Genomic DNA, 25,886 nt, shown 5'->3' on the forward strand with positions numbered 1-25,886 from the left:
CCCCGCGGAACGATGTTCCGCGGGGCTTTTTTCATGCCACCGAAACTTCCTCCCGGCTGAACACCAGACCCGACGCCTCGCTATCGATGTGCACGACGTCGCCAGGCGAGAAACGTCCGGACAGTATCTGCTGGGCCAGCGGATTCTCCACTTCCTGCTGTATCGCGCGCTTGAGCGGACGCGCCCCGTATACCGGATCGAAACCCGCCTCTCCGAGGCGATCCAGCGCCGCCTCGCTGACCTCGAGCCGCATGTCGCGCTCGGCCAGCCGCGCGCGCAGGGCTGCAAGCTGGATTGCCGTGATCAGCCGGATCTGCTCGCGACCGAGAGGATGGAACACTACGACCTCGTCGATACGGTTGATGAATTCCGGCCGGAAATGCCCGCCCACGACCTCCATCACCGACGCCTTCATGGCCTCGTAGTGCTCTTCGTCGGCCATTTCCTGGATCGCCTGCGAACCCAGATTGGACGTCATCACGATCACACTGTTGCGAAAGTCCACCGTCCGTCCCTGGCCGTCGGTGAGGCGCCCGTCATCGAGGACCTGCAGCAACACATTGAACACGTCCGGGTGCGCTTTCTCGACCTCGTCGAGCAGGATCACCGAGTACGGTTTGCGACGCACCGCTTCGGTCAGATAACCGCCTTCCTCGTAACCGACATATCCGGGCGGCGCGCCAATCAGACGGGCAACGGAGTGCTTCTCCATGAATTCGCTCATGTCGATGCGCACCATGGCGTCCTCGGTATCGAAGAGGAACGAGGCCAGCGCCTTGGTCAGCTCGGTCTTGCCCACGCCGGTCGGCCCCAAGAACAGGAAAGAGCCGTTGGGGCGATTGGGGTCGGACAGGCCGGCGCGTGAACGACGTATGGCGTTCGACACTGCGCGCACGGCCTCGGTCTGCCCCACCACGCGGCGGGCGAGTTCGTCCTCCATGCGCAGTAATTTGTCCTTTTCGCCTTCGAGCATCTTGGCCACGGGGATACCCGTCCAGCGCGACACCACCTCGGCGATCTCCTCGTCCCCCACCTTGTTGCGCAACAGTTTCATTTCCTGCATCTCGGCCTGCGAGGCCATATCCAGCTGATGCTCAAGCTCGGGGATTCGACCGTACTGAAGCTCGGACATACGCGCGAGATCGCCTGCCCGTCTGGCCGTCTCGAGCTCGGTGCGCACACGGTCCAGCGCCTCCTTGATGTGCGTGGTGCCCTGCACCGCCGCCTTCTCCGACTTCCAGATTTCCTCCAGGTCGGAGTACTCGCGTTCCAGGGTTCCGATCTGACCTTCCAGATCGGCCAGACGCTTGCGCGAAGCCTCGTCCGACTCCTTCTTGAGTGCCTCGCGTTCGATCTTGAGCTGGATCAGCCGACGCTCGAGACGGTCCATCTCCTCGGGCTTTGAATCGATTTCCATGCGGATCCTGCTGGCCGCCTCGTCGATCAGATCGATGGCCTTGTCCGGCAGCTGGCGGTCGGCGATGTAGCGATGCGAAAGCATCGCCGCGGCAACGATGGCCGGGTCGGTGATCTCGACGCCGTGGTGCACCTCGTAACGCTCCTTGAGCCCGCGCAGAATGGCAATCGTATCCTCCACGCTCGGCTCGTCGACCAGCACCTTCTGAAATCGCCGCTCCAGCGCCGCGTCCTTTTCGAGGTACTGGCGGTATTCGTCAAGAGTGGTTGCGCCGATGCAATGCAGCTCTCCCCGGGCCAATGCCGGCTTGAGCATGTTGCCGGCATCCATGGCGCCCTCGGCCTTGCCGGCACCGACCATGGTGTGGATTTCGTCGATGAACAGCACGACATTGCCCTCGGCCTTGGCGATGTCGTTGAGCACGGCCTTGAGCCGCTCCTCGAAATCACCGCGGAATTTGGCACCCGCCAGCAGCGCGCCCATGTCCAGCGACAATACGCGCTTGTGCTTGAGCCCCTCCGGCACCTCGCCGTTGACGATGCGCTGCGCAAGACCTTCGACGATCGCCGTCTTGCCGACGCCCGGCTCGCCGATCAACACAGGATTGTTCTTGGTACGACGCTGCAGCACCTGCACCGCGCGGCGGATTTCGTCATCGCGGCCGATGACCGGATCGAGCTTGCCCTGCTCGGCACGCTCGGTCAGATCGATGGTGTATTTCTCCAGGGCCTTGCGCTGTTCCTCGGCGTTGGGATCGTCGACCTTGGCGCCGCCGCGCAACGACTCCACGGCCTGCTCCAGCGCGCCGCGGGAACCGCCGCACTGGGTCAGCAGATCCTGCAGATGGCCTTTGACCTCCAGCGCCGCAAGCACGAAAAGCTCGGACGATACATAGGCATCCTGACGCTTCTGGGCCAGCTTGTCGGTCACGTTCAACAGCTTGACCAGATCGTTGGACAGATGTACCTCACCGGCCACGCCCTCGACTTCCGGCAGACCGTCGAGGGCCTCGTCCAGCCGCGCGCGCAACTGGTTGACGTTGACGCCGGCCTGAGCCAGCAGCGGCCGCACAGTGCCGCCCTCCTGGTCCAGCAGTGCATGCATCAGGTGCAAAGGCTCGATGAATTGGTGGTCACGGCCCACAGCCAGCGATTGCGCGTCGGCCAGCGCCATCTGGAACTTGCTGGTCAGCTTGTCCATGCGCATGTCGAAATCCCCTCTGGATAATCGGTGAATGCCCTAAGGGATGCGGCCACCGGCGGCCTTTTTCAATGTCTGGGGTTCAGGATGTCACGCCTGCGCGCCATCGTGCTATGTTTTGCGCACACACCGGGAGGGCGCGATGCACGAGATCAGAAAACTCGGCGCGGCACAGGGATGGGAATGGGTCGCCGGCGGCTGGGATATTTTCCGCCGTCAGGCCGGGATGCTGGTGCTGCTGTTCGTGATCTTCTCGGTGATACTCCTCGGACTCGGCAGCGTGCCGGTCGCGGGGCAACTGATCGCCCTGCTGGCAACGCCGGCGCTCATGGGCGGACTGCTGGTCGCGATCGAAACGACCGCGCACGGCCAAGCCCCCGGCTTCGGCCAGCTGTTTGCGGCCTTTTCCGACCCACGGCTGCGCGGTGGCATGCTCACCCTGGGCCTCTGGACACTGGTCGTCAACGTCATCGCCCTGCTGGCCGCAATACTGCTGGGGGGCAGTTTCATCATGAGCCTGCTGGGGTTCGGCGCCATGGGCGGCGGCCATATGGGCGGGATGGCCCTGGTCGGCGCAGGCGCCGGCATCGGCCTGTTCGCGCTGCTGGGCGTGCTGCTGCTGGCACTGATCTATGCCGCGGCCCTGTTCTTCGCCGTACCGCTGGTCATGCTCGCTGACATGGCGCCGCTGGCTGCGCTGAAACTGAGCCTGCGCGCGAATATGCACAATATCGGTGCCTGGCTGATTTTCGGGCTGGTCTACCTCGCCCTCACCCTCGTCGCCATGATTCCGCTCGGCCTCGGACTGCTTATAATCGGGCCGATGAGCATCGCCTCGACCTACTGCGCCTATCTCGACACCTTTACCAGTCTGGCCCGCAGCACCACGCAGCCGGCAGACAGGCTGCCGCCGGGCAGCGGCGATACGGCCTGACGCCCGCGCGAACTCAACGCGCCAGCCAGATCAGGCTGGCCATGCGGCCCGTGGCACCATCGCGGCGGTAAGAATAGAAGCGCTCAGAATCGCCGTAGGTGCAGTCGCCGCCCCCCCATACGGCCGTGACGCCGGCGCGCGCCAGCGCGAGACGCGCCAAGGCATAAAGATCGGCCAGCCAGCGCCCCGCCGGCGAAGGCTTGAAGGCCGCCTGCGCACGCTCGTCTTCGAGCATGAAACGCGCCCGCACCTCGTCGCCCACTTCGAAGGCCTGCGGGCCGATAGCGGGCCCGAGCCAGGCGAGCAGATCGTCCGGCGAGGTGTCCAGGGCGGCCACCGTCGAGGCCAGCACGCCGTCCGCCAGGCCGCGCCAGCCGGCATGCGCCGCACCGACGCGCGTGCCGGCGCGGTCGCACAGCAAAACGGGCAGACAATCGGCGGTCAACACGGCGCACACGACCTGCGGACAGTCGGTCACGGCGGCATCCGCCTCGATACCGGCGGTGCTGTCGGCGCCCAATACGGCGACACTTCGCCCGTGCACCTGATCGAGCCACACCGGTTCTGCAGGCAACGACGCCGCGGCACGCAGCCGCGCACGGTTTTCCGCCACAGCGGCAGGATCGTCACCCACATGGGCGGCCAGATTCAGGCCGGCATACGCACCCAGGCTGACGCCGCCGGCGCGGGTCGTGACCCAGGCCCGTACCGGCGCGGGAGCGGGCCAGTCCGGACACGGCCAGTCGTGCGTCGGCGCCTCAGTCACCACGCCCCCGGACATGCTCGCGCAAAGCGGCCAGCAGCGTCGTCATGTCGTCGGGCGGCTCCGCATCCCAGACCAGGTGCTCGCCGCTGACGGGGTGCGCCAGTGCGAGCCGAGTGGCGTGCAAAGCCTGGCGGCGGAAACCGCGCATCGTATTCGTCAACGCCTCGTCCGAGCCCGGGGGCAGGCGCAAACGCCCGCCATACACGGGATCGCCGACGATGGGATGGCGGATGTGCGACATATGAACGCGAATCTGGTGGGTCCGCCCGGTTTCAAGCGCGACCCGCACCAGGGTATGGCCGACAAAGCGTTCGATCACACGGTAGTGGCTGATCGCCGGTTTGCCGCCCGGCACCACGCCCATGCGCTTGCGGTCCCGCGGGTGACGCGCGATCGGTTCCTCAACCGTGCCGCCGGCAATGAGCTCGCCCTGCACCAGCGCCAGATACTCCCGGCTGACCTCGCGCGCCGCCAGCGCCGCCACCAGTGCCTGATGCGCCCCGGGTGTCTTGGCGACCACCATGAGGCCGCTGGTATCCTTGTCGAGCCGATGCACGATGCCGGCGCGAGGCAGGGTCGCGAGATCGGGGGCATGGTGCAGCAACGCGTTGAGCAGGGTGCCTTCAGGGTTGCCGGCGGCGGGATGAACGACCAGGCCGGCCGGCTTGTTCAGCACCAACAGACTGTCATCCTCGTGCCGGATATCCAGCGCGATGGCCTGCGCACGATCCTCGTGGATGACCGCCACCAACGGCCGCACGCTCACCGCCTCGCCTCCCGTCACGCTGTCGCGCGGACGCGGCACGCGCCCGTCCAGGGTGACCCGCCCCGCCTCGATCCAGTCCTTGATGCGCGTACGCGAATAATCCGGCATCAGCTGGGCAAGCGCCTGATCCACCCGGCGACCGGCGAATTCGGGCGGTATATCAAACTGCAGACTGGCATTGGGGGGCATACGCGGCTAATCGGGTCAGTTATACTCGCCGGCTATTATTCAGGCTTTTACCCGGGACTGCCATGCATATCTGGCGACACGCCGCACTGCTCGTTCTCATCAGCGCCGCCCTCGCAGGGTGTGCGTCCACCCGTACCGACACCAAGCACTGGACCGCCGAGCAGTATTACAAGGCCGGCGAGCAAGCACTGAAGGACAGCAACTACACCCGCGCCCTGAACATGTTCGAGGCTCTGCGCGGACACTACCCCTTCGGGCAGCTGGCGCGGCAGGCCCAGCTCGAGACTATCTACGTCTACTACAAGCAGAACGAACCCAAGTCGACGGTCGAAGCGGCGCAACGCTTCATCAAGGAAAACCCGTTGTCGCCTGAAGTCGCCTATGCGTACTACATGCAGGGGCTGGCCAACTTCAATGCCCACACCGGCATCATGGACCGCCTGTTTCCGGTCGATCCTTCGCGCGTCGATGTCGCCCCGCTCAAGGAATCCTTCGCTGCCTTCAAGACGCTGGTCGAGAAGTACCCGCACAGCCGCTACGCGCCCGACGCGCGGCGACGCATGATTTTCCTGCGCAACGAGCTGGCGCAGCACCAGCTATACGTGGCGAGCTATTATATGAAGCGGGGCGCCTACGTGGCGGTGATCAACCGCTGCAAACTGGTTCTGCAGGACTACCCAGGCGCGCAAGCCACGCCACGCGCCCTGAGAATGATGATCGCGGCCTACGACAAACTCGGCATGCATGAGCTGGCCGAGCAGACGCGCAAGGTTCTGGTCCTCAATACGCCCGGCGACCACGCCCGGCACTGACAAGCACCGGGAGGCGGCATGAGCGACTTCTTCACGACCCTTCGCCGCCGCCATTCGGTCCGCCACTACCAGCCCGACATGCCCGTCGAGGCCGGCAAGCTGCACGCCATTCTCGAAAGCGCCCTCTCGGCCCCTTCGGCCGGGGACCTGCAGGCCTATCAGATCGGTGTGATCGAGGATGTCGACCGCCGCGCGGCGCTGGCGCGCATCGCCGGCCAGGATTTCATTGCCGAGGCGCCGGTTTGCCTGGTTTTCTGTACCGACGCCGAGCGCTCCGCACTGGCCTTCGGGGAACGTGGCCGCGCACTCTATGCGCTTCAGGATGCGACCATTGCCGCCGCCTACGCCCAGCTGGCGGCGGTTGCCGCCGAGCTGGGTTCCGCCTGGGTCGGCTACTTCGATGGCGCGGAGATTGCGCGTCTGCTGGAGCTGCCGCCGACGCTGAACCCGGTCGCCCTGCTCACGCTCGGCTATCCGGCCGAACTCCCCGAACCGACCACACGGCGGCACCTCGACGAGGTGGTGTTCCGCCCCTAACCCGGCACGACGGCGCAGGCCAGGCGGCCTCACCGGCGGCAATCACGCGCACGGCGCCTATCCTGCATCGCGGACCCGGCGGTCTTAGATCGCGGCCTCGCCTTCCTCGCCAGTGCGAATACGGATGATGCGTTCCACGGGCGTCACGAACAGCTTGCCGTCGCCGATCTTGCCCGTGTGCGCGGCGCTGACGATCGCGTCGATGCTAGCGTCGAGCTGATCATCGCCGACCACCACCTCGAGCTTGACCTTGGGCAGGAAATCGACCACGTACTCTGCGCCACGGTAAAGTTCGGTATGCCCCTTTTGGCGACCGAAGCCCTTGACCTCGGTGACCGTGATGCCCGCGATGCCGATCTCCATCAGGGCCGCGCGGACCTCATCCAGCTTGAACGGTTTGATGATCGCCTCGATCTTTTTCATGCGCTCTACTCCTCAGATGTCTTGTTGTGTGTTCGAAACGGGGCGGGGGCCACGATCAACGCAGCGCGCGCCCGTAACCGGAGGTGATCGGATAACGCCTGTCCTTGCCGAACGCACGGGACGAAATGCGCACACCCGGCGGCGCCTGGCGCCGCTTGTACTCATTGCGCAATACCAATCCGACCACACGCTCGACCACCTCACGATCGTAGCCGGCCGCCACGATCTCGCCGACCGACCAGTCCCGCTCGACGAAATACTCGAGTATGGGATCGAGCACCTCGTAGGGCGGCAGCGAGTCGGAATCCTTCTGCTCCGGCGCCAGCTCGGCGGACGGCGGGCGCGTGAGCACCCGCTCGGGGATCGCAGCCCGGTCTCGGTTGCACCAGGCGGCGAGGCGATACACCAGCGTCTTGGGTACGTCCTTGAGCGGGGCAAAGCCTCCCGCCATGTCGCCGTACAAGGTGGCATAACCGACGGCCATTTCGCTCTTGTTGCCAGTAGTCAGCACCATGCGGCCGGTCTTGTTTGAAATGGCCATCAGAATCACGCCACGACACCGGGCCTGGAGATTTTCCTCCGTGGTATCCGGCGGGCGACCCGCGAGCAAGGGATCGAGCACGCCGAGAAAGGCCTGGAATGGCCGCTCAATCGGGATTTCGAGCGCCTTGACGCCGAGATTCGCGCACTGGATACGTGCGTCCTCGAGACTCATCGATGCCGTATAGCGCGAGGGCATCATGACCGCGAGTACGTCCTCCGCCCCCAGGGCATCGACAGCGATGGCCAGGGTCAGCGCGGAATCGATGCCGCCGGAAAGTCCGATGACCACGCCGGGGAAACCGTTCTTGCGCACATAATCGCGCACGCCCAGCACCAGCGCCCGATAGGCATCGGCCTCGAGTCCTTCCTGCGGTGCCATCACGGCAAGAGCAGCCGCCTCCCCCGGCGACACGGGATAAAGCCCGGTTTCGAACGAAGGTGCGCGCAGGACCAGTTCGCCCGTCGCGTCGAGCACCAGCGACTGGCCGTCGAACAGCAGCTCATCCTGACCGCCCACCTGGTTCACGTAGACCAGCGGAACGCCGGTTTCCACCACCCGCTGACGCAAGGTTGCCATGCGCTCGTCGTATTTGCTCGCGTGAAACGGAGAGGCATTGATATTGACCAGCAACTGCGCACCCGCGTCGACACTCGATCGCGCCGGCTCGGGAAACCAGATATCCTCGCAAACCGTCAGCCCCACGGCGACGCCGTCGACCTGTACCACGCACGGCGATGTGCCCTCGACGAAATATCGCTTTTCGTCGAACACGCTGTAATTCGGCAGGCAACGTTTCGCGTAGCGCGCAATTTCGCGCCCACCGCCCAGCATCACTGCGCCGTTGCGCAAACCGATTTCGTCTCGGTAGGGCACCCCGATCACGACATGGCAGTCGTCGATCAACGGCGCCATGGCCGCCAGCGCGGTCTCGACCTGCACGTGCAGGGAGGGCCGCAACAACAGATCCTCCGGCGGGTAACCGGTCAAAGCCAGCTCAGGAAACACGATCAGCTGGGCATCGAGACGCTCGCGCGCCGTACGCACCTGTTCCAGGATCATGCGCGCATTGCCCTCCACGTCCCCGACCAGCGGGTTGCACTGGGCGAGGGCGATCCGCAGCGCCGCGCTCATCGGCGGTCGGCTAACAACTCGTGCATTCGCCGCCCCATGGCGTCGGGCGAATGCACGATGGCGACGCCTGCGGCCTCCAGTACGGAGAACTTCTGCGCCGCGGTACCCCGCCCGCCGGAGATGATCGCGCCGGCATGCCCCATGCGCTTGCCAGGCGGAGCGGTCACGCCGGCGATGTAGGCCACTACCGGTTTGTTCATCTGAGCCTGGATATAGGCGGCCGCTTCCTCTTCGGCCTGACCGCCGATCTCCCCGACCAGGATCACGCCCTCGGTCCGGGGATCCTCGTTGAACAATTTCAGGCAATCGACGAAATCGAGCCCTTGAATGGGGTCGCCGCCGATGCCGACGCAGGTCGACTGTCCAAGCCCTGCGCGCGTAGTCTGATGTACCGCCTCGTAGGTCAGCGTTCCGGAGCGGGATACGATGCCGATGCGTCCGGGCATGTGGATGGCGCCCGGCATGATGCCGATCTTGCACCCGCCCGGCGTGATGACGCCGGGGCAGTTGGGTCCGATCAGGCAGGCATCCGGATAGTCCGCCAGCGTGGCACGCACCCGCAGCATGTCGAGCACCGGGATGCCCTCGGTGATGCACACGATCACCCGAATCCCCGCATCAGCGGCCTCCAGGATAGCGTCCCCGGCATACGCTGCGGGCACGTAGATCATGCTCGCCTCGGCGCCGGTCTCGCGCACCGCGTCATGCACGGTATCGAATACGGGCAGCCCAAGATGCGTCTGCCCGCCCTTGCCGGGCGTCACCCCACCCACCAGGCGGGTGCCATAGGCCAGTGCCTGCTCGGAGTGAAAGGTGCCTTGCTTGCCGGTAAAGCCCTGGCAGATGACGCGCGTCGACTGATCGACCAAGATACTCATGCCTCGCCTCCCGCGGCCGCGACCGCACGCGCGGCGGCATCGGCAAGATCCTCAGCAGGCAGGATGTTGAGGCCGGAATCGGCCAGGATGGCGCGCCCCTTGTCGGCATTCGTACCCTCGAGGCGCACCACGACAGGCACGCTCACGGCCACCTCGCGCACGGCCTGCACGATGCCTTCGGCGATCAGGTCGCAGCGCACGATGCCACCGAAGATATTCACCAGCACCGCACGTATGTGCTCGCCGGACAGAATCAGCTTGAAGGCCTCGGCCACCCGTTCCGCGGTCGCCGCACCGCCGACGTCGAGGAAATTCGCCGGCCGTCCGCCGCTCAGCTTGATGAGGTCCATGGTGGCCATCGCCAAGCCCGCGCCGTTCACCATGCAGCCGATGTCTCCGTCGAGCCTGATGTAGTTGAGTCCGTGCCCGCGCGCGAAGGCCTCGGCGGGGTCCGTCTGGGTTTCGTCTTCCCGTTCGGCCAGCCGCTGCTGACGGTACAGCGCGTTGTCGTCGAGATTGATCTTGGCATCGAGCGCGATCAGATCGCCGCCACCGGTGACCACCAGCGGATTGATCTCGATCAGCGCCGCATCGATATCCGTGAACAATCGGTAAAGGCGTGACAGCAGCACGCTAAATTGCGCGACCTGCGGCGCGTCAAGCCCCAAGGCAAAACCGAGTTGCCGCCCCTGCCACGCCTGCAGACCGGCCACCGGATGCGCATGCGCGGTCAGGATCAGATCGGGCGTCTCGGCAGCCACGCTCTCGATATCTATGCCGCCGGCGCTCGAAGCCACCACGGCCACGCGCCGATGACCGCGATCCACCAGCAGGCTGAGATAGAGTTCACGCTGTATGTCGGTCAACGATTCGATCAGCACCGAGGCGACCGGCAATCCCTCTGGCCCCGTCTGCCCGGTGACGAGCCGCGAGCCCAGGAGGCTCTCTACGGTCTCGCGCAGGGCCTTGCCGCCCACCGCGCGCCTGACACCGCCCGCCTTGCCCCGGCCGCCGGCATGCACCTGGGCCTTGGCCACCCAGGCGCCGCCGCCCAGCGTCTCGATCGCCTCGGCGACGGCCTCGCCACTTTCGACCCTTACGCCCCGGGGCACGGGGATACCGTAGTGGGAGAAAACCTCCTTGGCCTGATATTCGTGCAGGTGCATGGGCGAGTGCTTTATCCTTAAGGTCGTTTATGCTGACCGCTACCGCGACCGGGCGGCGCCGTACTCGGCGCGGACATGCGGCCGATCACAACCGCACTTTATTGTGCGGGAAAAATCCTGGGGAGCAAAGCCACCCCGCTCGACCGAGGGCACCATGTCACGATTGCTGTTCCTGCTTGCACTGGCCGTCGTCGGCTATTATCTCTACCGCCGCCTCATCGCCAGACCGTCCGGCGACACGCAGCAGCCACCGGTGCGGGAACTTGACATGGTGCGCTGCGATCACTGCGGCATCCACCTGCCCGCGGCCGAGTCGCTGACGCATCGGGGCCGACGCTACTGTTCGCGCGAGCACATGGAAACCGACGACGCCGGAAAACACTGAATCATGCCCGGAACCGATCGCGCCGGCGGGGAACGCCAGAGCTGGCAACCGCTGCGCCTGTTCAACGTCTACCGGTTGTTCGTCGCCGCCTTGTTCCTGGCGTTGTGGCGTTTCGGCCTGGCGCCGCAGTCCCTCGGCCATCTCTCGCCCGGCCTGTTCTTCCTGACCCTGATCTCCTACCTCGGGCTCGGCCTGCTGGCCATGGCCATGATGCGCCTGCGCTGGCCTGCGTTTCATATCCAGGCCAACCTGCTGGCAGCCGGCGACGTGCTTGCGGTCATCCTGCTCGCCCACAGTAGCGGCGGCGTCACCAGCGGCGTCGAAGTCCTCCTGATACCCGCCATCGGCGCCGCCGGGCTGCTGCTCTCGGAGATCAGCGCCCTGTTCGCCGCCGCCAGCGCTTCGTTGCTGCTGCTGCTCGACCAGATCTACCTGCATCTGAGCGGCCTGCAGGCGGAAACCGCCTACACCCAGAGCGGACTGCTCGGGCTCGCCCTGTTCGTGACCGCAGTGGTCAGCGCCGCCCTTGCGCACCGTGCACGCGCCAACGAGGCGCTGGCGGTACGGCGCGGACTCGACCTGGCCAATCTGGCCGAACTCAACGAACATATCGTCGAGCATTTCAATACCGGCCTGATCGTGGCCGAACCGCACGGCGAGATACGCCTGATCAACGACGCCGCATGGCAGTTGATGGGACATGCCAGCGGCGCCCATCTCGATGCCCTGCCGCGCCTGTCGCCCGCACTGAACACGCTCTATCAGCAATGGCAGGCGGCACCGGACGGGCTGCACCGCACGCTGGCCCTGCCGGGACAGGGCCTGGAACTACGCATCCGCTTCATCCCCCTCGGTCTCGACCGTCAGGCCACGCTGATCACGCTCGAGGATCAAGCCGAACTCGCCGCGCAGGTCCAATCTGCCAAGCTCGCCTCGCTCGGACGCCTCGCCGCCAGCATCGCACACGAGATTCGCAACCCGCTCTCGGCAATCAGTCACGCCGCGCAGCTGCTACATGAATCACCCTCGCTCGGCGCTCAAGACGTCCGCCTCGTTGAGATCATCCGGACCCAAAGCACGCGCATGGACGCCATCGTCGACGATGTGTTGCGCCTCTCGCGCAAGGATCCGCCGCGCACCCGCCCGCTCGATCTCAAGGTCTGGCTGCAAACCCAGGCCAGCGAAGTACGCGCGCGACTCGGCGAAGCCGGGGCGGAAATCCGCCTCCATCTTGACGATACCAGCCTCATCGCCGTCTGTGACGAAGGCCATCTGGCGCAGATATTCTGGAGCCTGTGCGAGAACGCGAATCGCTATGGACGCCGACAGGCGGACGGACGCCTGTCACTGACCTTCGCGGCCCATCGCCCGCCGGGAGCTCAGCAGATTCGCCTCGACGTGATCGATCAGGGACCGGGCGTGCCGCCCGAGGTGGTTTCCCACCTCTTCGAACCATTCTTCACGACCTCGACTTCCGGCACGGGACTCGGCCTTTATATCGCCAGCGAACTGTGTACGCTCAACAGTGGCCACCTCGAGTACATCCCCGTCCCCGGCGGCGGCAGCTGTTTTCGATGCTTCCTGCCCGTTCTGCGGCGGGCAAGTACGGGGGCTTGACCATCGCGGCATGCCGGGGGCAGGGTGCGCCACTTCGCCCTGACACGCTATATTGATGCCATGATCGAAGGCCCGAGACACAACCCGCACGCGCTTTGCCGGACATGAGCATCCGACACGTACTGATCGTCGACGACGAGCCCGACATCCGTGAACTGCTCGAAATCACGCTGGGGCGCATGGGCCTGGAGACTCGTTCCGCAGGCGACCTGAAGGAAGCCACCACACGCTTGCGCGAGGGCAGCTTCGACCTTTGCCTGACCGATCTCAGGCTGCCCGACGGGTCCGGCATCCAGCTTGTCGATTTCATCCAGAGGCAGCATCCGGACTTGCCCGTCGCCGTGATCAGCGCCCACGGCACCATGGAAACCGCCATTGCCGCGCTCAAGGCAGGCGCCTTCGACTTCGTCGCCAAACCGCTCGACCTCGAGCGTTTGCGCGCCCTGGTCGGCAGCGCGCTCAGACTGAGCCAAGATGGCGCGCCGGCCCAGCCCGAGCGCAGACGGCAACCCCTGCTCGGCGATTCGCCGGCGATGCAGAACATCCGTGAAACGGTAGCCAAGCTCGCCCGCAGCCAGGCCCCGGTCTACATCCACGGCGAATCGGGCACCGGCAAGGAACTCATCGCACGGCAAATCCACGACCTCGGTCCGCGACGCACCGCCCCGTTCGTACCCGTCAATTGCGGCGCCATCCCACCGGAACTGATGGAAAGCGAGTTCTTCGGCCATCTCAAGGGCAGCTTTACCGGCGCATCGGCGGACAGACCCGGTCTGTTTCAGGCCGCCGATGGCGGCACCCTGTTTCTCGACGAGGTTGCCGACCTGCCGCTCGCCATGCAGGTCAAACTGTTGCGCGCCATCCAGGAACGCAAGATTCGCCCGGTCGGCGCCAGCCAGGAAATTCCGGTCGATGTACGCATCCTCAGCGCCACCCATAAGAATCTCGCGGCGGAGGTTGCCGGCAACCGCTTTCGTCAGGACCTGTACTTTCGCCTCAATGTGATCGAATTGCAGGCCCCGCCGCTACGCGACCGGGTTGATGACATCCCCCTGCTCGCCGCACACCTGCTTGAACGCATCGCGGCACGGTGGGGCCAAACGCCGCTGGCACTTGCCGACGACGCCCTGCAAGCCCTGCAGCGCCACACCTTTCCGGGCAACGTGCGCGAACTTGAAAATATCCTTGAACGCGCGGCCACGTTGTGCGAAGGCCGCACCCTGCACACCACCGATCTGCATCTGCCCGCCGCCACCGTCGCGGGCATCCCGCTTGCGGGCGACGACCTCACCACGGCCGCGACGGGCGACAGCGCACTTGACGTCCACCTGGCCAATCAGCAGCGCGAAGCCATTCGCCGCGCGCTCGAACAAACCCGTTGGAACAAGACGCAGGCCGCGGAACTGCTCGGCATCAGTTTCCGGCAGTTACGCTACCGCCTCAAAAAGCTGGGCATCGAGTGACAATTTTTGTCACTTATTGACACATGCCGTCATTTACTGACGCCAGCACCCGACCCAGGGCTGCCAGACGCCGCACGCAAACGCATCCATGAAAGTGGCACGATAACTGTATACCCTCGAATAGGGCGCCGAATTGGCCCAACCTCGCGGACCCCGCAGAACACGCAAGCATCTGGAGATTTCACAATGAAGAAGGTTCAACAGGGTTTCACCCTCATCGAATTGATGATCGTGGTGGCCATCATCGGTATCCTGGCCGCCATCGCCATCCCGGCCTATCAGGATTACACCATTCGCGCCAAGGTCACCGACGGCCTTAATCTCGCGGCGGCAGCCAAAACGGCGGTTGCGACGACGTATGCGGCCAACGGTACCTTCTCATCCGGCAGCAATGCCAGTTACGGACTCGCCACGTCGACCTCCATCAACAGCCAGTACACGCAAGGCGTGTCTGTGGGGGCCAACGGCGTGATCACGATCACCTACAACAACCTTGGTGGCACGGCCGTTTCCGGCAGCACCCTGGTATTGGCGCCGAATATCGCCAATTCCGGCAGCATCCAGTGGTACTGCATGGCAGCCGGCGCATCGGCGCCTACAGGTGCCACGCCCACTCCCCCGGGAGCCGGCACCTTGCCCGCCAAGTATGCCCCGGCCAACTGCCGCTAAACAGACAACAACAAGCGACCTGAAGAGCTTCGAACAATTCCAACCTAAGATAAGCAAAACTACCCAGGATCTTCAGGCCTGAGCTGGCGCCCCGCCTTCGAGCGGGGCATTTTTTTGCCTAAAAATCATAGGCATAACACACCAAAACAAGCAAAATGGCGCGGGTTTTGCTTGAATTGGGTTGTCCACGACATTCCATAACAATTCCAACACGGCGACCTTTATGAACATCACCCACCATGCGCAGCGCGGCTTCACGCTCATCGAACTGATGATCGTGGTGGCCATCATCGGCATCCTGGCCGCCATTGCCATCCCGGCCTACCAGGATTACAGCATCCGCGCCAAGATCACCGAGGGCCTGACTTTGGCCAACACCGCCAAATCCGCCGTGTGGGACACCTACGGCTACCTCGGCACCTTCCCCGCAGCCGGCGGCAATGCGAGCTACGGGCTGCCCGCGACCATATCGGGCACCAACACCAGCAACGTCACGATCGGCAGCCAGGGCCTGATCATCATCACCTACAAGAACAACCTCGGCGGCACGGCCAACGGCAGGACGCTCCTGCTGCAGCCCTACGCACACGACGGCGTGATCGAATGGACCTGCTACGCGGCCAACAAACCCGCGCAGACGCCCCTGAGCAGCAACACCGCCACACTGCCCGGCAAGTACGCCCCTGCGGTCTGCCGCTAGCCCCCTCTCTACCGCCCGGACTCGCGGCGGCCGCGAGTCCGGTACAATCCACGATGCCTCTCCACCCTGAGGACACGCATGTCCGCGCGATCACGTACGCTACTCTGGATAACCCTGCTCTTCACATCCGCACTGACGGCCTGGATCTACTGGCCAGGCGTACACGGCGGATTCCTGCTGGACGACTACGGCAACATCGTGCAGAACGCGGCACTCCACATCCACAACCTGCATCCCAACACCCTGCTCGCCGCTGCCTTTTCTTCGCATTCCGGGCCGCTGGACCGCCCCATCAGCATGCTGAGCTTCGCCCTCGACGAGTATTTCTGGGGGCCAGCCCCCTATTCGATGAAGGCTACCAATATCGTCATCCATGCGCTCAACGGCCTGCTCGTTTTCGCGGTCGCCTCTTTGATACTCAAGGCGTATCGACGCCGTTTTCGCCCCGAACTCGATGCGGGTCTGCTAGCCTGGACCGCGCTGGCGATCGCGGCCGCCTGGATGCTGCTGCCGATCAATCTCACGGCCGTGCTCTACATCGTTCAGCGCATGACCAGCCTGTCGGCGACCTTCGCCCTGATCGCCATCGGGCTGTACCTGAGCGGACGCCTGCGCATGCTCGAAGGGAGGCCGGGCCTGTGGCGGATTCTGCTCGGATTTCTCGTGTTCGCGCCCCTGAGCGTGCTGTCCAAGGAAGACGGTGCATTGATCCCCGTCTACACGCTGATACTGGAGTGGACTCTCTTTGGATTCGCGCGCGTCGACGGCCGGCGCGACCGGCGCCTTTACCTGCTCTATCTTCTCGTCCTGATACTCCCGGGCATCGCCGGGCTCGCGTGGATGTGGCCAGGCATTCAGGCCACCTTCGAGCACTCGGGGCGATTATTCACCATGCACGAGCGCCTGCTCACCGAGCCGCGCGTGGTGCTGCTCTATATCGCCTGGTCGCTACTGCCCAATCTCGGCGCACTTAGCCTCTATCATGACGATTTTCCCTTTTCCACCGGCCTGCTCTCGCCGCCGACCACCCTGCTCTCGATCCTCGGCATCGTCGCGCTCGTCGCCCTGGCCCTATGGCAGCGACGTCAACGCCCGTTACTGAGTCTCGGCATACTCTGGTTTCTCGGCGGCCAGCTGCTGACCGCAACTATATTCAATCTGGAACTCGTGTTCGAGCAACGCAACTACCTGCCCGATTTCGGCCTGCTGATGGCCCTGTTTTCGATGACCCTGCTGGAAGCGCCGGTCCAGCGACTCGCGCTGCCGCGCCGCATCCTGATCGTCGGACTCATAGCGCTCTATGGCGCCATTACCGCGTTGCGCGTGCACGAATGGGCCAATCCTATCCGGTTTGCGGTCCTGTCCGCAGCGGCACATCCCCACTCGCCGCGCGCCACCTACGGGCTTGGACGCACCTACGCCAGTCTGGTAGACAACGCCCAGTCCCCCATGCTGCCGCTGGCGACCGCAGCCCTGGAAAAGGCCGCGGCCGTGCCGCACGCCAGTATTCTGCCGGCGTCTGCGCTGCTGATCATGCACGCCAAGCTCAAGCTGCCGCTCAAGACCCAATGGTGGCAGGACATCGAACACACCCTCGCGCGACGCCCGGCCACGGCACAGGACATCAATGGCCTCACGGCCATGGTCAACTGCGCCATGGGCGGATGCTCCTTCCCCACCGGGCGGATGATCCGCGTGTTCCAGGCGGCCTTCGAGCAAAGCCCGAACAGCGCCAACCTCATCACCATCTACAGCAATTACGCCCTCAACGTGCTGCATGATTACTCGCTTGCCCGGCAGCTCATGAAAACCGCGGTCAAGCTCGCGCCCAACCTGTCGCAATACTGGATCAACCTGGCCCGGCTCGACATCTATCTCGGCGACTTTGCGGCTGCCGAACAGGATATCGCGCACCTGCAAAGACTCAATCGCCTCAATCACCTGGACGACGCCTTGAAAAACCTGCGAGCAAGGCTGGCGGAGGCGCGTAAAATCCGTGCCGGTGCCGCCAAACAACACGAACGCATGCCCGCGAAAAAAGCCGAGCTAAAGGCCCATGAATGAAACGCGCATCAGCATCGTCCTGCCCGCCCGCAATGAGGCGGACAACCTCCGTGAGCTGCTGCCGTCGCTGCGCGACCTGTATCCTCAGGCCGAGATCGTGGTCGTCGACGACGGTTCGACCGACCATACCGACGAGGTAGCCAGCGCAAATGGCGCGGACCGGGTCATCAGTCACCCGTACGCGATGGGCAACGGCGCGGCCATCAAGAGCGGTGCGCGCGCGGCGCGCGGCGATGTCATCGTGTTCATGGATGGCGATGGCCAACACCAGCCGAAGGACGTCGCACGCCTGCTCGCACGCATAGAAGACGGTTACGACATGGTGGTCGGCGCACGGGATGCCGGATCGCAGGCCTCGTTCGGGCGCCTTGCCGCCAACACCCTCTACAATCACCTCGCGAGCTGGGTAACCGGCCATGCGATCCACGATCTGACATCCGGATTCCGCGCCGTGCGCGCCGCCCGCTTTAGGCGCTTTCTGTATCTCCTGCCGAACGGCTTTTCATACCCAACGACCATCACCATGGCCTTTTTCAGGGCCGGTTATGCGGTCGATTATCTGCCGATCGAGGCGCTCAAGCGCGGTGGCAAAAGCCATGTGCGGCCGCTGCGTGACGGCCTGCGATTCCTCCTGATCATCTTCAAGATCGGTACGCTGTATTCGCCTCTCAAGGTCTTCGCCCCCACCGGCGCCGTTTTCTTTGCCTTCGGTCTGTTACGTTATCTGTACACCTATCTGCACAACGGGACCTTCACCAACATGAGCGTCCTGCTGTTCGTTACCGGCGCCCTGGTCTTTCTGCTCGGCCTCATTTCCGAGCAGATCGCAAACCTGATGTACGCCCAGACCCGCGACGAAGCACCTTGAGCAAGCCGCACGCGCTCGTCATCACACGCAACCTCCCGCCAATGATCGGTGGCATGGAACGGCTGGTATGGCATATCGTCGAGGGCCTGCGCGAGGAATGGCAGGTTCAGGTCGTCGGCCCCGAACGCTGTTCCGCTCACCTGCCACCCGATGTCGGTGCCAGCGAGACCCCACTCCGGCCATTGTGGCGCTTTCTGCTGGGTGCGCTTTTTTCCGGGCTGAAGCAAAGCCTGCGCCTGCGCCCGAAACTCGTCGTCGCCGGCAGCGGCCTGACCGCCCCATTCGCCTGGCTGGCGGCACGACTCATTGGCGGTCGCTGTGTGGTGTACCTGCACGGCCTCGATATCGAGGCACGCCATCCCGTTTACCGCCTGCTGTGGCGCCCCTGCTTCAAACATTTCGATCGCGTCCTGGTGAACAGCCGCTTTACACGCGGACTTGCGATCGACGCGGGCGTTGATGAGTCCCGCATCGCGCTTCTGCATCCAGGCGTCGCCCTACCCGACCTTGCGACAGCTGCCTCCCTGCGCGAGCAGTTCCGCAAGCGCTACGATCTTGGCGACGGCCCGATCATGCTGTATGTAGGCCGCATCACGGCGCGCAAAGGACTCGCCGACTTCATTGACCACGCGCTGCCAGACATTATCCGTCGCTGCCCTGCTGCCAAACTCGTCGTCATCGGCGACGAGCCCTCAGGCTCGCTACTGGGAACCACCGGCGAACGCACACGCATCAATGCCTCATTGAATGACACAGCCCTGCAATCCCATGTACTGTTCCTCGGCGAACGCGTCCAAGACGATCCGGAGCTCGATGCCGCCTATTTCGCCGCGGATGTGTCTGTTTTCCCGGCGCAGCAGCGCCCATACGACAACGAAGGCTTTGGCATGGTAGCAATAGAAGCAGCGGCCCACGGCCTGCCAACGGTTGCCTTCGATGTGGGGGGTGTCGGCGACGCCCTGGCAGACACCGTCTCTGGCGCATTAATCCCGCGCGATGACTACGCGAGCTTTGCGCATGCGGTATGCACTCAGCTGTCCGCCTCAGCCCCCCAAACGATTCGGTGCCATTCAGCGCGCCTGTTCGCATCAAGGTTTGCGTGGGAAATTTTCGCAATACGCTTACGCGACATCTGCCGGATCAGGTGAACATTCAACGAAAAACATGCGCCAAGACACAATGACCGCCGACACAATCGCGAACACGCCTCAAATTACGCCATGATACACGCGAAATTTCGCCGGATGCTCGCGCCGCTCAAGCACACGCCACTACACCCCCAGTGGCTTATGTACCGATCCTGGAAACGGCGTAAGCAATGGCCAGCAGTCGACATCGTAAGCGGTAGGCTACTGGACGTCGGCTGCGGCAATCAGAATCTGCGCGCCCAGCTCCATAATCGAGTCGAATATATTGGCCTCGACTATCCCGCGACAACTGGGCTGGGCTATGCAGGCAAACCCCACATACTCGCTGATGGCCAACAACTCCCATTTGCTGACAAGACCTTCGATTCTGTTTGCCTGCTTGATGTCCTGGAACATATCCCTCAGCCGGAAAAGGCCTTTTCAGAAGCAGTCAGAGTGACTCGGCATCAAGGTAAAATCTACTGGCAGACCCCGTTCATCTACCCGATACACGATTTACCGTACGATTTTTACCGCTGGACCATCCAAGGCATACAACAACACGAAAACAGGTACCCGGTCATACTGACGGAACTGACACCTCATAGTAATGCGATAGAAACAGCCGTCACCTTAACCAACCTGGCTCTGGCAAAAGGCATTCTTGATGCGTTTACACAGCGCCATATCAAGGTTCTGTTAGCGCCCATAGGGGCAATGTTGATCTTATTCAACAACATCTCAGGCCGACTGCTCGCTTCAGTGTTTCAAGACGTGGGCTTCATGCCCTTAGGCTATAGCGCTGTTTTTTCGAAGAACATGCCCGAGAACGGTAGTGGATCAAAATCATCAGAATGCGTTCGCTTATCGCGTAATCGATCAGGCAAACACACACAATAGTCCCACGCCATTCCGCCAACCCAACCCGACTCCACGACATGGCCATAGACCATCAGCCGACTCATTCAACAGCTTTATTTCGCAGCGGCTAGCGGCCACATCCGTCATGTCCGATACCATGAGGCCACCCGCCATCTGGTTTCCAACCCTCCATGCCGGCAGCGGGGCCGATGTTTTTACGGAGCGATTGGTTGCAGGATTACGTGCACGAGACGTCCGAGCCGAAATCGCCTGGCTGCCGCATCATGCCGAATATGCCCCCTGGAGCGTACCCGTCATACCCGCACCGAAATGGGCCAATATCATACACATCAACACTTGGCTGCCACCGCGCTTCATTCCCGACGGGTTACCGGTTGTTGCCACCGCGCTGCATTGCGTACACGACCCCGCATTAACGCCATACAAAAATCTTGCACAAAGTCTTTACCACAAGCTGTGGATCAAGGCAGTGGAACGCCAGAATCTCGAGCGAGCGGCTCGCGTCATCAGCATCAGCGAATATAGCGCCCGACAGATACAAGCCACGTTTGGCACCACTGGCATACACGTCGTACCGATCGGCATCGACCCGAAGGGTGCGTTTCAGGCATATCCAGCACCAGACAAGCCACACAAACCCTTCCGCCTCTTGTTCGTAGGCAATTGGTCGGCGCGAAAAGGCGCGGATCTGCTTGCCCCGATCATGCAAACACTAGGCATGGACTTCGAACTCTGGGTCCGCGCCGGACTCAGGAGCCGACAGCTCGATGCGCTGCCACCCAACATCAAGCAAATACCGCGATGCGAAAACGAAACGGCACTCGCGCAACTTTACCGCCAATGCGACGCCCTGTTATTCCCGTCCAGACTGGAAGGCTTCGGCATGGTCGCGCTGGAAGCACAGGCCTGCGGGCTTCCAGTCATTGCTACGAATGGCTCCGCCCTGCCGGAAGTCGTAAAACACGGCATCAGTGGATTTCTTTGCAAAACCGATCAGACAGGAGATTTTGCATCCGCAATCCGCCTGCTCGCAGCCGATCGCGCAAGATACGAACAAATCAGCCTTGCGGCCAGACAACTGGCCACCAGCCAGTTCTCGGAAGAAACCGCAATAGATAAATACTTGAATCTATATCAATCGTTATTATCGCCACCCCGCTGTGGTCAGTATTGACCAGGGGGCAGGCCCAACCACGCATGCACCAAGGCCCGCACTGGCGAAAGCGTTCTAAAACGAGCGCAACGCGCCACCGCGCGCGCACTCAACCCTAAAATCCTACCCAGCAAAAAAAGCCAACGCTCTGGTGCAGAGGTTGCAAGTTTTTTTGCAAGCAGGATATGTGCTCTAGCCATATGATACTCGTAAAAAACACCCCCTTTTCTTGAGGACCATCCACCCGCATGGGCATAGCATGCGTGCTCGACAACCACCAACTCCACACCCTGATTGACCAATCGCCATGAAAGCAACACGTCCTCTCCATACATAAAAAAATCAGGGTCGAAAAGATCCGCCTTTGCCAATGCATAAGGTATCAACAAGCATGCGCCATTGAGATAACTGATCGCTCCCGGGACGGGATGCGTCATGATCAGGCCGAGAATCTTGTGGTACCAAAGGCGCCCTGGCACCGAGCCATGCGTCGACACTGGCGCCAAAAGCGCAGGGGACGCATGTCTGTCCAGACACTCGACCAGTCCCTCAACCATGCCCTCACACGCTATCGCATCATTATTGATGAGCAGGATTGCCGCGCAGGAATCGGCGCGCTTAGCCACATCGATACCCAGCTGCGCGGCACGCCCAAAACCCAGATTGTCTCCGGCATCGATAATCGTCATATCAAACCCGGCCACAGTATCCGCCAATGACCGCAATCGCTCGTTTAAACGGGAAAATTCCATAGAATCATCGGAATTATCCACGATAATAAACGACGACACCTGTCCCAAAAGACTTTTCACGCATCGCTCGGTCACGTCCGCACCGAAATAATTGATTGCAACCGCAATCACCCGATCATTCATTTCCACCTTGCAAGACCCAAATATCTATATAGACACGAACGCCGGTTATTTCCATCTATCAATCGATTCAGGATGGCGAGCGCCTCATCATCTCACCTGGTAACGAACCGCATAAGAATAAACAGCGAACCCAAATGTCATTGCAATTTCCACAAAATACGTTGCCGCAACGGCGCCTCTCCATCCCCAGCGAGGTATCAGCCATAGATTCAGAATCACGTTGGCAAGCGCTCCAATCGCAATGACCCTGACCACCATGATTTGACGATCCGCTCCAACCAGGGACGATTGAAGAAACAACCTCGGCAATGCCAGGAGCGGCAACCAAGCCAGTCATTTCAGCACATCGACTGCTGCGCCGTAGCTCCGGCCCAGCACATGCGGCAACATATCCGCCGATGCATACAATGCAAAACCGACCACAACGGCGTATACAGCCGGCAATGGCACGATACGCCACCCGTATTTCAACGCGTCGCCCAACCCGGACTGCCCCGCCTTGAAAAACCTCGCAGTCGTTGCAGTCAACCATGCATTCATGGGAATCATCGCGAGATCCATCACGCGATAACCTGCCGAATAAGCGCCGGCCGCCTCCAGCGTGACCAATCGCGCAATCAATGCTTTATCAATATCTGCATACAGTTTCAACGCGGTATTCACGAATGCAAATGGCAATCCGCATTTCAGTGTATGCAATACCTCATGCCACCCGGGGAATATCGCGCATCCCAGCTCTTTTCTGACAAGCGTCAGCGCGTAGATCATTGAGAGCGTTGACGAGCACACATACAAGAAAGACCATACCTCCAGGAGATTTACTGATGCATCGATGTATTCGAACGCAATCAGTATTCCCACAGCTGCGAATCTCGGCAGGACGGGGACAAACACCAGCGTGGACGCCCTCCCTATCCGGTCATGGCCTTGATACGCCTGTATGGCTGAAAGCGTGAAAGGCGCGCATACAATTTCAGCAAACCCCACCATCACAATCACTGTAAGACCCACCCCTTCAGGGAGAAGCCACCATGTCGTCGCCAAATACAACACTAATATTACAGGCATGCTCACCAGCATCACCGTGAGCACTCCACCCCAAATCCGCCCGAAAGGCTGTTCTGCACGTGCAACCTCACGCATCATCAACACAGGAGCTCCAACACCCACAAACCCGCCCATCGCCATGGCCAGCGCCAGCACTGCTGCATATGCGCCGTAATTCCCCGCCCCCATTATTCGCGCAACGGCGATAAACACCACGCCTTGCACAAGGGTTCGCCCCGCCATGCCGAAGGTCATGTATACCGTCCCCTGCACCAGCTGCCCCGGCTTCCAGGATTTCCGTAAACGACACACAACCCGGCTCACGCGGCCATTCCGTTGCATATTCGACACTCCGTCATGTCGGATTGATCCGCTGGCAGGCCACGCCGCTCACGGAAAAGCGGTGCAAACGACGCACCTTAAGCGCCTCCGTTGACTTTATACCCACAGGCGCTAACATACTGACATTACTAAGCTAAAAATACAGAACCCCGGGAGCCCATTCATGTCAACACCTGCGACGCAGTTGAGGCTCAGCGGCCTCGCGCGTCATCTGGTTCGCAGTGGCCTGCTCAAGGAGGAGGAGGCTTACCGGCTGCAGGAACAGTCGCAGCAGAAGCGCATCCCCTTGGTCAGCCTGCTGACCAAGGAAGGCCGTCTGACACCGCCGCAGGTCGCGCTCGCCGCCGCCGAGGAATTCGGCATTCCCCTGTTCGACCTTTCGGTTTTCGATCTCGAACATCTTCCCAAGTCCCTCATCAACGAAAAGCAGGTCCGCCAGAACCGCGCCCTGCCTCTGTTCCAGCGCGGCAACCGCCTCTTCGTGGCCATTGCCGACCCCATGAATCTGGGCGCGGTCGACGAGCTTAAGTTCAACACCGGGATCCAGACTGAACCCTTGATGGTCGAGGACGACAAGCTCGACAAGACCATCGACGAAGCCTTGAGCGCCATGGATTCGTCCATGAGCGATCTGATGGGTGACGCCGACCTCGAAGGCCTAGACCAGCTCGAGGTCGCGGATACGCAGGAAGACGCCAACGCAGCAACGGCTGCCGCCTCCGACCAGGACGACGCGCCGGTAGTCCGCTACGTCAACAAGGTTCTGCTCGATGCCATCAAGCGCGGCGCATCGGATATCCACTTCGAGCCCTACGAAAAATACTTCCGCCTGCGCCTGCGCGTAGACGGCATGCTACACGAACTCGCGCGGCCGCCGGTCGCCATGGCTGCAAAGATATCCTCTCGCATCAAGGTCATGTCGCGCATGGACGTGGTCGAGCGCCGCAAGCCGCAGGACGGCCGCATCAAGCTGCAGATCAGCAAGAACCGGGCGATCGACTTCCGCGTCAACAGCCTGCCAACGCTGTTCGGCGAAAAGATCGTGCTGCGCATACTCGATCCCAGCAGCGCCCAGCTCGGCATCGAGGCCCTCGGTTTCGAGGACGACCAGCGTAAGCTCTACATGGATGCGCTGAGCAAGCCCTACGGCATGATCCTGGTCACCGGCCCCACCGGCAGCGGCAAGACCGTGACCCTGTATACGGGCCTTGGTATTCTCAACACCGAGGACCGGAATATCTCCACCGCCGAGGATCCGGCGGAAATCAACATGCCCGGCATCAATCAGGTCAACGTCAATCCCAAGGTGGGCCTGACCTTCGCCGAGGCCCTGCGCGCGTTTCTGCGTCAGGACCCCGACATCGTGATGGTGGGCGAAATACGCGATCTCGAGACGGCGGAAATCGCCATCAAGGCAGCCCAGACCGGCCATCTGGTGCTATCCACGCTGCATACCAACGACGCGCCCCAGACCCTGACGCGACTGATGAACATGGGCGTTCCCGCCTACAACATCGCCAACTCGGTTTCGCTCATCATCGCCCAGCGCCTCGCACGCAGACTTTGCCCGCACTGCAAGCAAGTGCATGATGTGCCGGATGAGGCGCTGATCGAGGAAGGCTTTTCGCCCGGCGAAGTCGGCAGCATCAAGCTGTACAAACCCAACCCGCAAGGCTGCAACAAGTGTAGCGGCGGCTACAAGGGGCGGCTGGGTATTTATCAGGTCATGCCCGTTTCCGAGGAAATGGGGCGCCTGATCATGGCGGGCGGCAATGCCATGGATCTGGCGGCGCAAGCGGGGAAGGAGGGTATTGCGGACCTGCGTGCCTCCGGACTCAAAAAGGTCAAGGACGGCATCACCAGCCTCGACGAACTCAACCGCGTCACCAAGGACTGAACCGCACTGACGCCACACGCAGAACAGAGACGAA

The 25,886-nt window shown here is 62.4% G+C and carries 23 protein-coding genes; 14 read left to right on the forward strand and 9 right to left on the reverse strand.

What is annotated here, in order from left to right:
- Positions 1-31 precede the first annotated feature (31 nt).
- On the reverse strand, positions 32-2,623 hold the full coding sequence (gene clpB / locus THPRO_RS06835) for an ATP-dependent chaperone ClpB (protein WP_065089412.1): 2,592 nt from the start codon (positions 2,621-2,623) through the stop codon (positions 32-34).
- Between the two features lie 136 nt (positions 2,624-2,759).
- Here clpB and THPRO_RS06840 point away from each other — a divergent pair, with 136 nt between their 5' ends.
- Positions 2,760-3,551, forward strand: coding sequence for a BPSS1780 family membrane protein (locus THPRO_RS06840; protein ID WP_038088839.1), 792 nt, complete (start codon positions 2,760-2,762; stop codon positions 3,549-3,551).
- A gap of 13 nt (positions 3,552-3,564) precedes the next feature.
- Here THPRO_RS06840 and pgeF read toward each other — a convergent pair whose 3' ends face one another.
- Together pgeF and rluD are read right to left on the reverse strand one after the other, a co-directional pair.
- Positions 3,565-4,317 carry a peptidoglycan editing factor PgeF gene (gene pgeF / locus THPRO_RS06845; RefSeq protein WP_269085352.1) on the reverse strand — a complete coding sequence of 251 codons (753 nt, stop codon included), beginning with the start codon at positions 4,315-4,317 and terminating at the stop codon, positions 3,565-3,567.
- Complete coding sequence (gene rluD, locus THPRO_RS06850; protein WP_038088842.1) at positions 4,310-5,272, reverse strand: 23S rRNA pseudouridine(1911/1915/1917) synthase RluD; 963 nt, start codon at positions 5,270-5,272, stop codon at positions 4,310-4,312. Before rluD ends, pgeF begins: the two co-directional genes overlap by 8 nt.
- Before the next feature lie 62 nt (positions 5,273-5,334).
- On the opposite strand from rluD, the gene THPRO_RS06855 reads away from it, so the two are divergent.
- On the forward strand, positions 5,335-6,084 hold the full coding sequence (locus THPRO_RS06855) for an outer membrane protein assembly factor BamD (protein WP_038088845.1): 750 nt from the start codon (positions 5,335-5,337) through the stop codon (positions 6,082-6,084).
- Between the two features lie 18 nt (positions 6,085-6,102).
- Positions 6,103-6,621: a nitroreductase family protein gene (locus tag THPRO_RS06860; protein ID WP_038088854.1), complete on the forward strand. Its 519-nt coding sequence runs from the start codon at positions 6,103-6,105 to the stop codon at positions 6,619-6,621.
- Positions 6,622-6,705: 84 nt separating this feature from the next.
- On the opposite strand, the gene THPRO_RS06865 is transcribed toward THPRO_RS06860, so the two are convergent.
- The 4 genes from THPRO_RS06865 to sucC are packed head-to-tail and all read right to left on the reverse strand — an operon-like array spanning position 6,706 to position 10,763.
- Positions 6,706-7,044 (reverse strand): P-II family nitrogen regulator, encoded by a 339-nt coding sequence (locus tag THPRO_RS06865; protein ID WP_038088855.1) that lies wholly within the window; start codon positions 7,042-7,044, stop codon positions 6,706-6,708.
- 55 nt (positions 7,045-7,099) lie between these two features.
- Positions 7,100-8,719, reverse strand: a complete 1,620-nt coding sequence (locus tag THPRO_RS06870) for an NAD+ synthase (RefSeq protein ID WP_038088856.1) — start codon at positions 8,717-8,719, stop codon at positions 7,100-7,102.
- Positions 8,716-9,597, reverse strand: a complete 882-nt coding sequence (gene sucD / locus THPRO_RS06875) for a succinate--CoA ligase subunit alpha (RefSeq protein WP_038088857.1) — start codon at positions 9,595-9,597, stop codon at positions 8,716-8,718. The genes THPRO_RS06870 and sucD overlap by 4 nt, the downstream gene beginning before the upstream one ends.
- Complete coding sequence (sucC, locus tag THPRO_RS06880) at positions 9,594-10,763, reverse strand: ADP-forming succinate--CoA ligase subunit beta (protein ID WP_065089414.1); 1,170 nt, start codon at positions 10,761-10,763, stop codon at positions 9,594-9,596. Before sucC ends, sucD begins: the two co-directional genes overlap by 4 nt.
- 154 nt (positions 10,764-10,917) lie before the next feature.
- Between sucC and THPRO_RS06885 the strand changes: the two genes are divergently transcribed.
- The 10 genes from THPRO_RS06885 to THPRO_RS06930 all read left to right on the forward strand — a co-directional run bounded on the left by THPRO_RS06885 (position 10,918) and on the right by THPRO_RS06930 (position 21,712).
- On the forward strand, positions 10,918-11,148 hold the full coding sequence (locus tag THPRO_RS06885) for a PP0621 family protein (RefSeq protein ID WP_038088862.1): 231 nt from the start codon (positions 10,918-10,920) through the stop codon (positions 11,146-11,148).
- Positions 11,149-11,151: 3 nt separating this feature from the next.
- Positions 11,152-12,765 (forward strand): two-component system sensor histidine kinase NtrB, encoded by a 1,614-nt coding sequence (locus THPRO_RS06890; RefSeq protein WP_065089415.1) that lies wholly within the window; start codon positions 11,152-11,154, stop codon positions 12,763-12,765.
- Between the two features lie 104 nt (positions 12,766-12,869).
- A complete protein-coding gene (locus THPRO_RS06895; protein ID WP_065089416.1) occupies positions 12,870-14,228 on the forward strand; it encodes a sigma-54-dependent transcriptional regulator in 1,359 nt (452 codons plus the stop codon).
- 186 nt (positions 14,229-14,414) lie between these two features.
- Positions 14,415-14,897 carry a pilin gene (locus THPRO_RS06900; RefSeq protein WP_038088865.1) on the forward strand — a complete coding sequence of 161 codons (483 nt, stop codon included), beginning with the start codon at positions 14,415-14,417 and terminating at the stop codon, positions 14,895-14,897.
- A 223-nt stretch (positions 14,898-15,120) separates the two neighbouring features.
- Positions 15,121-15,597: a pilin gene (locus tag THPRO_RS17260; RefSeq protein WP_038088870.1), complete on the forward strand. Its 477-nt coding sequence runs from the start codon at positions 15,121-15,123 to the stop codon at positions 15,595-15,597.
- A 78-nt stretch (positions 15,598-15,675) separates the two neighbouring features.
- Positions 15,676-17,661 carry a tetratricopeptide repeat protein gene (locus THPRO_RS06910; RefSeq protein WP_065089417.1) on the forward strand — a complete coding sequence of 662 codons (1,986 nt, stop codon included), beginning with the start codon at positions 15,676-15,678 and terminating at the stop codon, positions 17,659-17,661.
- Positions 17,654-18,529 carry a glycosyltransferase family 2 protein gene (locus THPRO_RS06915; protein ID WP_038088872.1) on the forward strand — a complete coding sequence of 292 codons (876 nt, stop codon included), beginning with the start codon at positions 17,654-17,656 and terminating at the stop codon, positions 18,527-18,529. The genes THPRO_RS06910 and THPRO_RS06915 overlap by 8 nt, the downstream gene beginning before the upstream one ends.
- Entirely contained in the window at positions 18,526-19,677 is a 1,152-nt protein-coding gene (locus tag THPRO_RS06920; protein ID WP_038088875.1) for a glycosyltransferase family 4 protein, read from the forward strand. Before THPRO_RS06915 ends, THPRO_RS06920 begins: the two co-directional genes overlap by 4 nt.
- 96 nt (positions 19,678-19,773) lie before the next feature.
- Positions 19,774-20,556 (forward strand): class I SAM-dependent methyltransferase, encoded by a 783-nt coding sequence (locus THPRO_RS16250; protein ID WP_161489945.1) that lies wholly within the window; start codon positions 19,774-19,776, stop codon positions 20,554-20,556.
- A gap of 106 nt (positions 20,557-20,662) precedes the next feature.
- Positions 20,663-21,712 carry a glycosyltransferase family 4 protein gene (locus THPRO_RS06930; protein ID WP_082954500.1) on the forward strand — a complete coding sequence of 350 codons (1,050 nt, stop codon included), beginning with the start codon at positions 20,663-20,665 and terminating at the stop codon, positions 21,710-21,712.
- Here the strand turns inward: THPRO_RS06930 and THPRO_RS16645 are convergent.
- The gene (locus THPRO_RS16645; RefSeq protein WP_145930732.1) at positions 21,703-22,572 is read right to left on the reverse strand and encodes a glycosyltransferase family 2 protein; all 870 of its coding nucleotides are present in this window, start codon (positions 22,570-22,572) and stop codon (positions 21,703-21,705) included. The genes THPRO_RS06930 and THPRO_RS16645 overlap by 10 nt on opposite strands.
- A 327-nt stretch (positions 22,573-22,899) precedes the next feature.
- Positions 22,900-23,955, reverse strand: a complete 1,056-nt coding sequence (locus tag THPRO_RS06940; protein WP_065089419.1) for an oligosaccharide flippase family protein — start codon at positions 23,953-23,955, stop codon at positions 22,900-22,902.
- Positions 23,956-24,118: 163 nt separating this feature from the next.
- Between THPRO_RS06940 and pilB the strand changes: the two genes are divergently transcribed.
- The gene (pilB, locus tag THPRO_RS06945) at positions 24,119-25,852 is read left to right on the forward strand and encodes a type IV-A pilus assembly ATPase PilB (protein ID WP_038088885.1); all 1,734 of its coding nucleotides are present in this window, start codon (positions 24,119-24,121) and stop codon (positions 25,850-25,852) included.
- Positions 25,853-25,886 lie beyond the last annotated feature (34 nt).

Source organism: Acidihalobacter prosperus (genome assembly GCF_000754095.2).
GTDB classification, from domain to species: domain Bacteria; phylum Pseudomonadota; class Gammaproteobacteria; order DSM-5130; family Acidihalobacteraceae; genus Acidihalobacter; species Acidihalobacter prosperus.

Bases quoted from the DNA above. Each gene is read 5' to 3' on its own strand.
- clpB (WP_065089412.1), bottom strand. From the start codon at position 2,623: ATGCGCATGGACAAGCTGACCAGCAAGTTCCAGATGGCGCTGGCCGAC.
- THPRO_RS06840 (WP_038088839.1), top strand. From the start codon at position 2,760: ATGCACGAGATCAGAAAACTCGGCGCGGCACAGGGATGGGAATGGGTC.
- rluD (WP_038088842.1), bottom strand. From the start codon at position 5,272: ATGCCCCCCAATGCCAGTCTGCAGTTTGATATACCGCCCGAATTCGCC.
- THPRO_RS06855 (WP_038088845.1), top strand. From the start codon at position 5,335: ATGCATATCTGGCGACACGCCGCACTGCTCGTTCTCATCAGCGCCGCC.
- THPRO_RS06860 (WP_038088854.1), top strand. From the start codon at position 6,103: ATGAGCGACTTCTTCACGACCCTTCGCCGCCGCCATTCGGTCCGCCAC.
- THPRO_RS06865 (WP_038088855.1), bottom strand. From the start codon at position 7,044: ATGAAAAAGATCGAGGCGATCATCAAACCGTTCAAGCTGGATGAGGTC.
- THPRO_RS06870 (WP_038088856.1), bottom strand. From the start codon at position 8,719: ATGAGCGCGGCGCTGCGGATCGCCCTCGCCCAGTGCAACCCGCTGGTC.
- sucD (WP_038088857.1), bottom strand. From the start codon at position 9,597: ATGAGTATCTTGGTCGATCAGTCGACGCGCGTCATCTGCCAGGGCTTT.
- sucC (WP_065089414.1), bottom strand. From the start codon at position 10,763: ATGCACCTGCACGAATATCAGGCCAAGGAGGTTTTCTCCCACTACGGT.
- THPRO_RS06885 (WP_038088862.1), top strand. From the start codon at position 10,918: ATGTCACGATTGCTGTTCCTGCTTGCACTGGCCGTCGTCGGCTATTAT.
- THPRO_RS06890 (WP_065089415.1), top strand. From the start codon at position 11,152: ATGCCCGGAACCGATCGCGCCGGCGGGGAACGCCAGAGCTGGCAACCG.
- THPRO_RS06895 (WP_065089416.1), top strand. From the start codon at position 12,870: ATGAGCATCCGACACGTACTGATCGTCGACGACGAGCCCGACATCCGT.
- THPRO_RS06900 (WP_038088865.1), top strand. From the start codon at position 14,415: ATGAAGAAGGTTCAACAGGGTTTCACCCTCATCGAATTGATGATCGTG.
- THPRO_RS17260 (WP_038088870.1), top strand. From the start codon at position 15,121: ATGAACATCACCCACCATGCGCAGCGCGGCTTCACGCTCATCGAACTG.
- THPRO_RS06910 (WP_065089417.1), top strand. From the start codon at position 15,676: ATGTCCGCGCGATCACGTACGCTACTCTGGATAACCCTGCTCTTCACA.
- THPRO_RS06915 (WP_038088872.1), top strand. From the start codon at position 17,654: ATGAATGAAACGCGCATCAGCATCGTCCTGCCCGCCCGCAATGAGGCG.
- THPRO_RS16250 (WP_161489945.1), top strand. From the start codon at position 19,774: ATGCTCGCGCCGCTCAAGCACACGCCACTACACCCCCAGTGGCTTATG.
- THPRO_RS06930 (WP_082954500.1), top strand. From the start codon at position 20,663: ATGTCCGATACCATGAGGCCACCCGCCATCTGGTTTCCAACCCTCCAT.
- THPRO_RS06940 (WP_065089419.1), bottom strand. From the start codon at position 23,955: ATGCAACGGAATGGCCGCGTGAGCCGGGTTGTGTGTCGTTTACGGAAA.
- pilB (WP_038088885.1), top strand. From the start codon at position 24,119: ATGTCAACACCTGCGACGCAGTTGAGGCTCAGCGGCCTCGCGCGTCAT.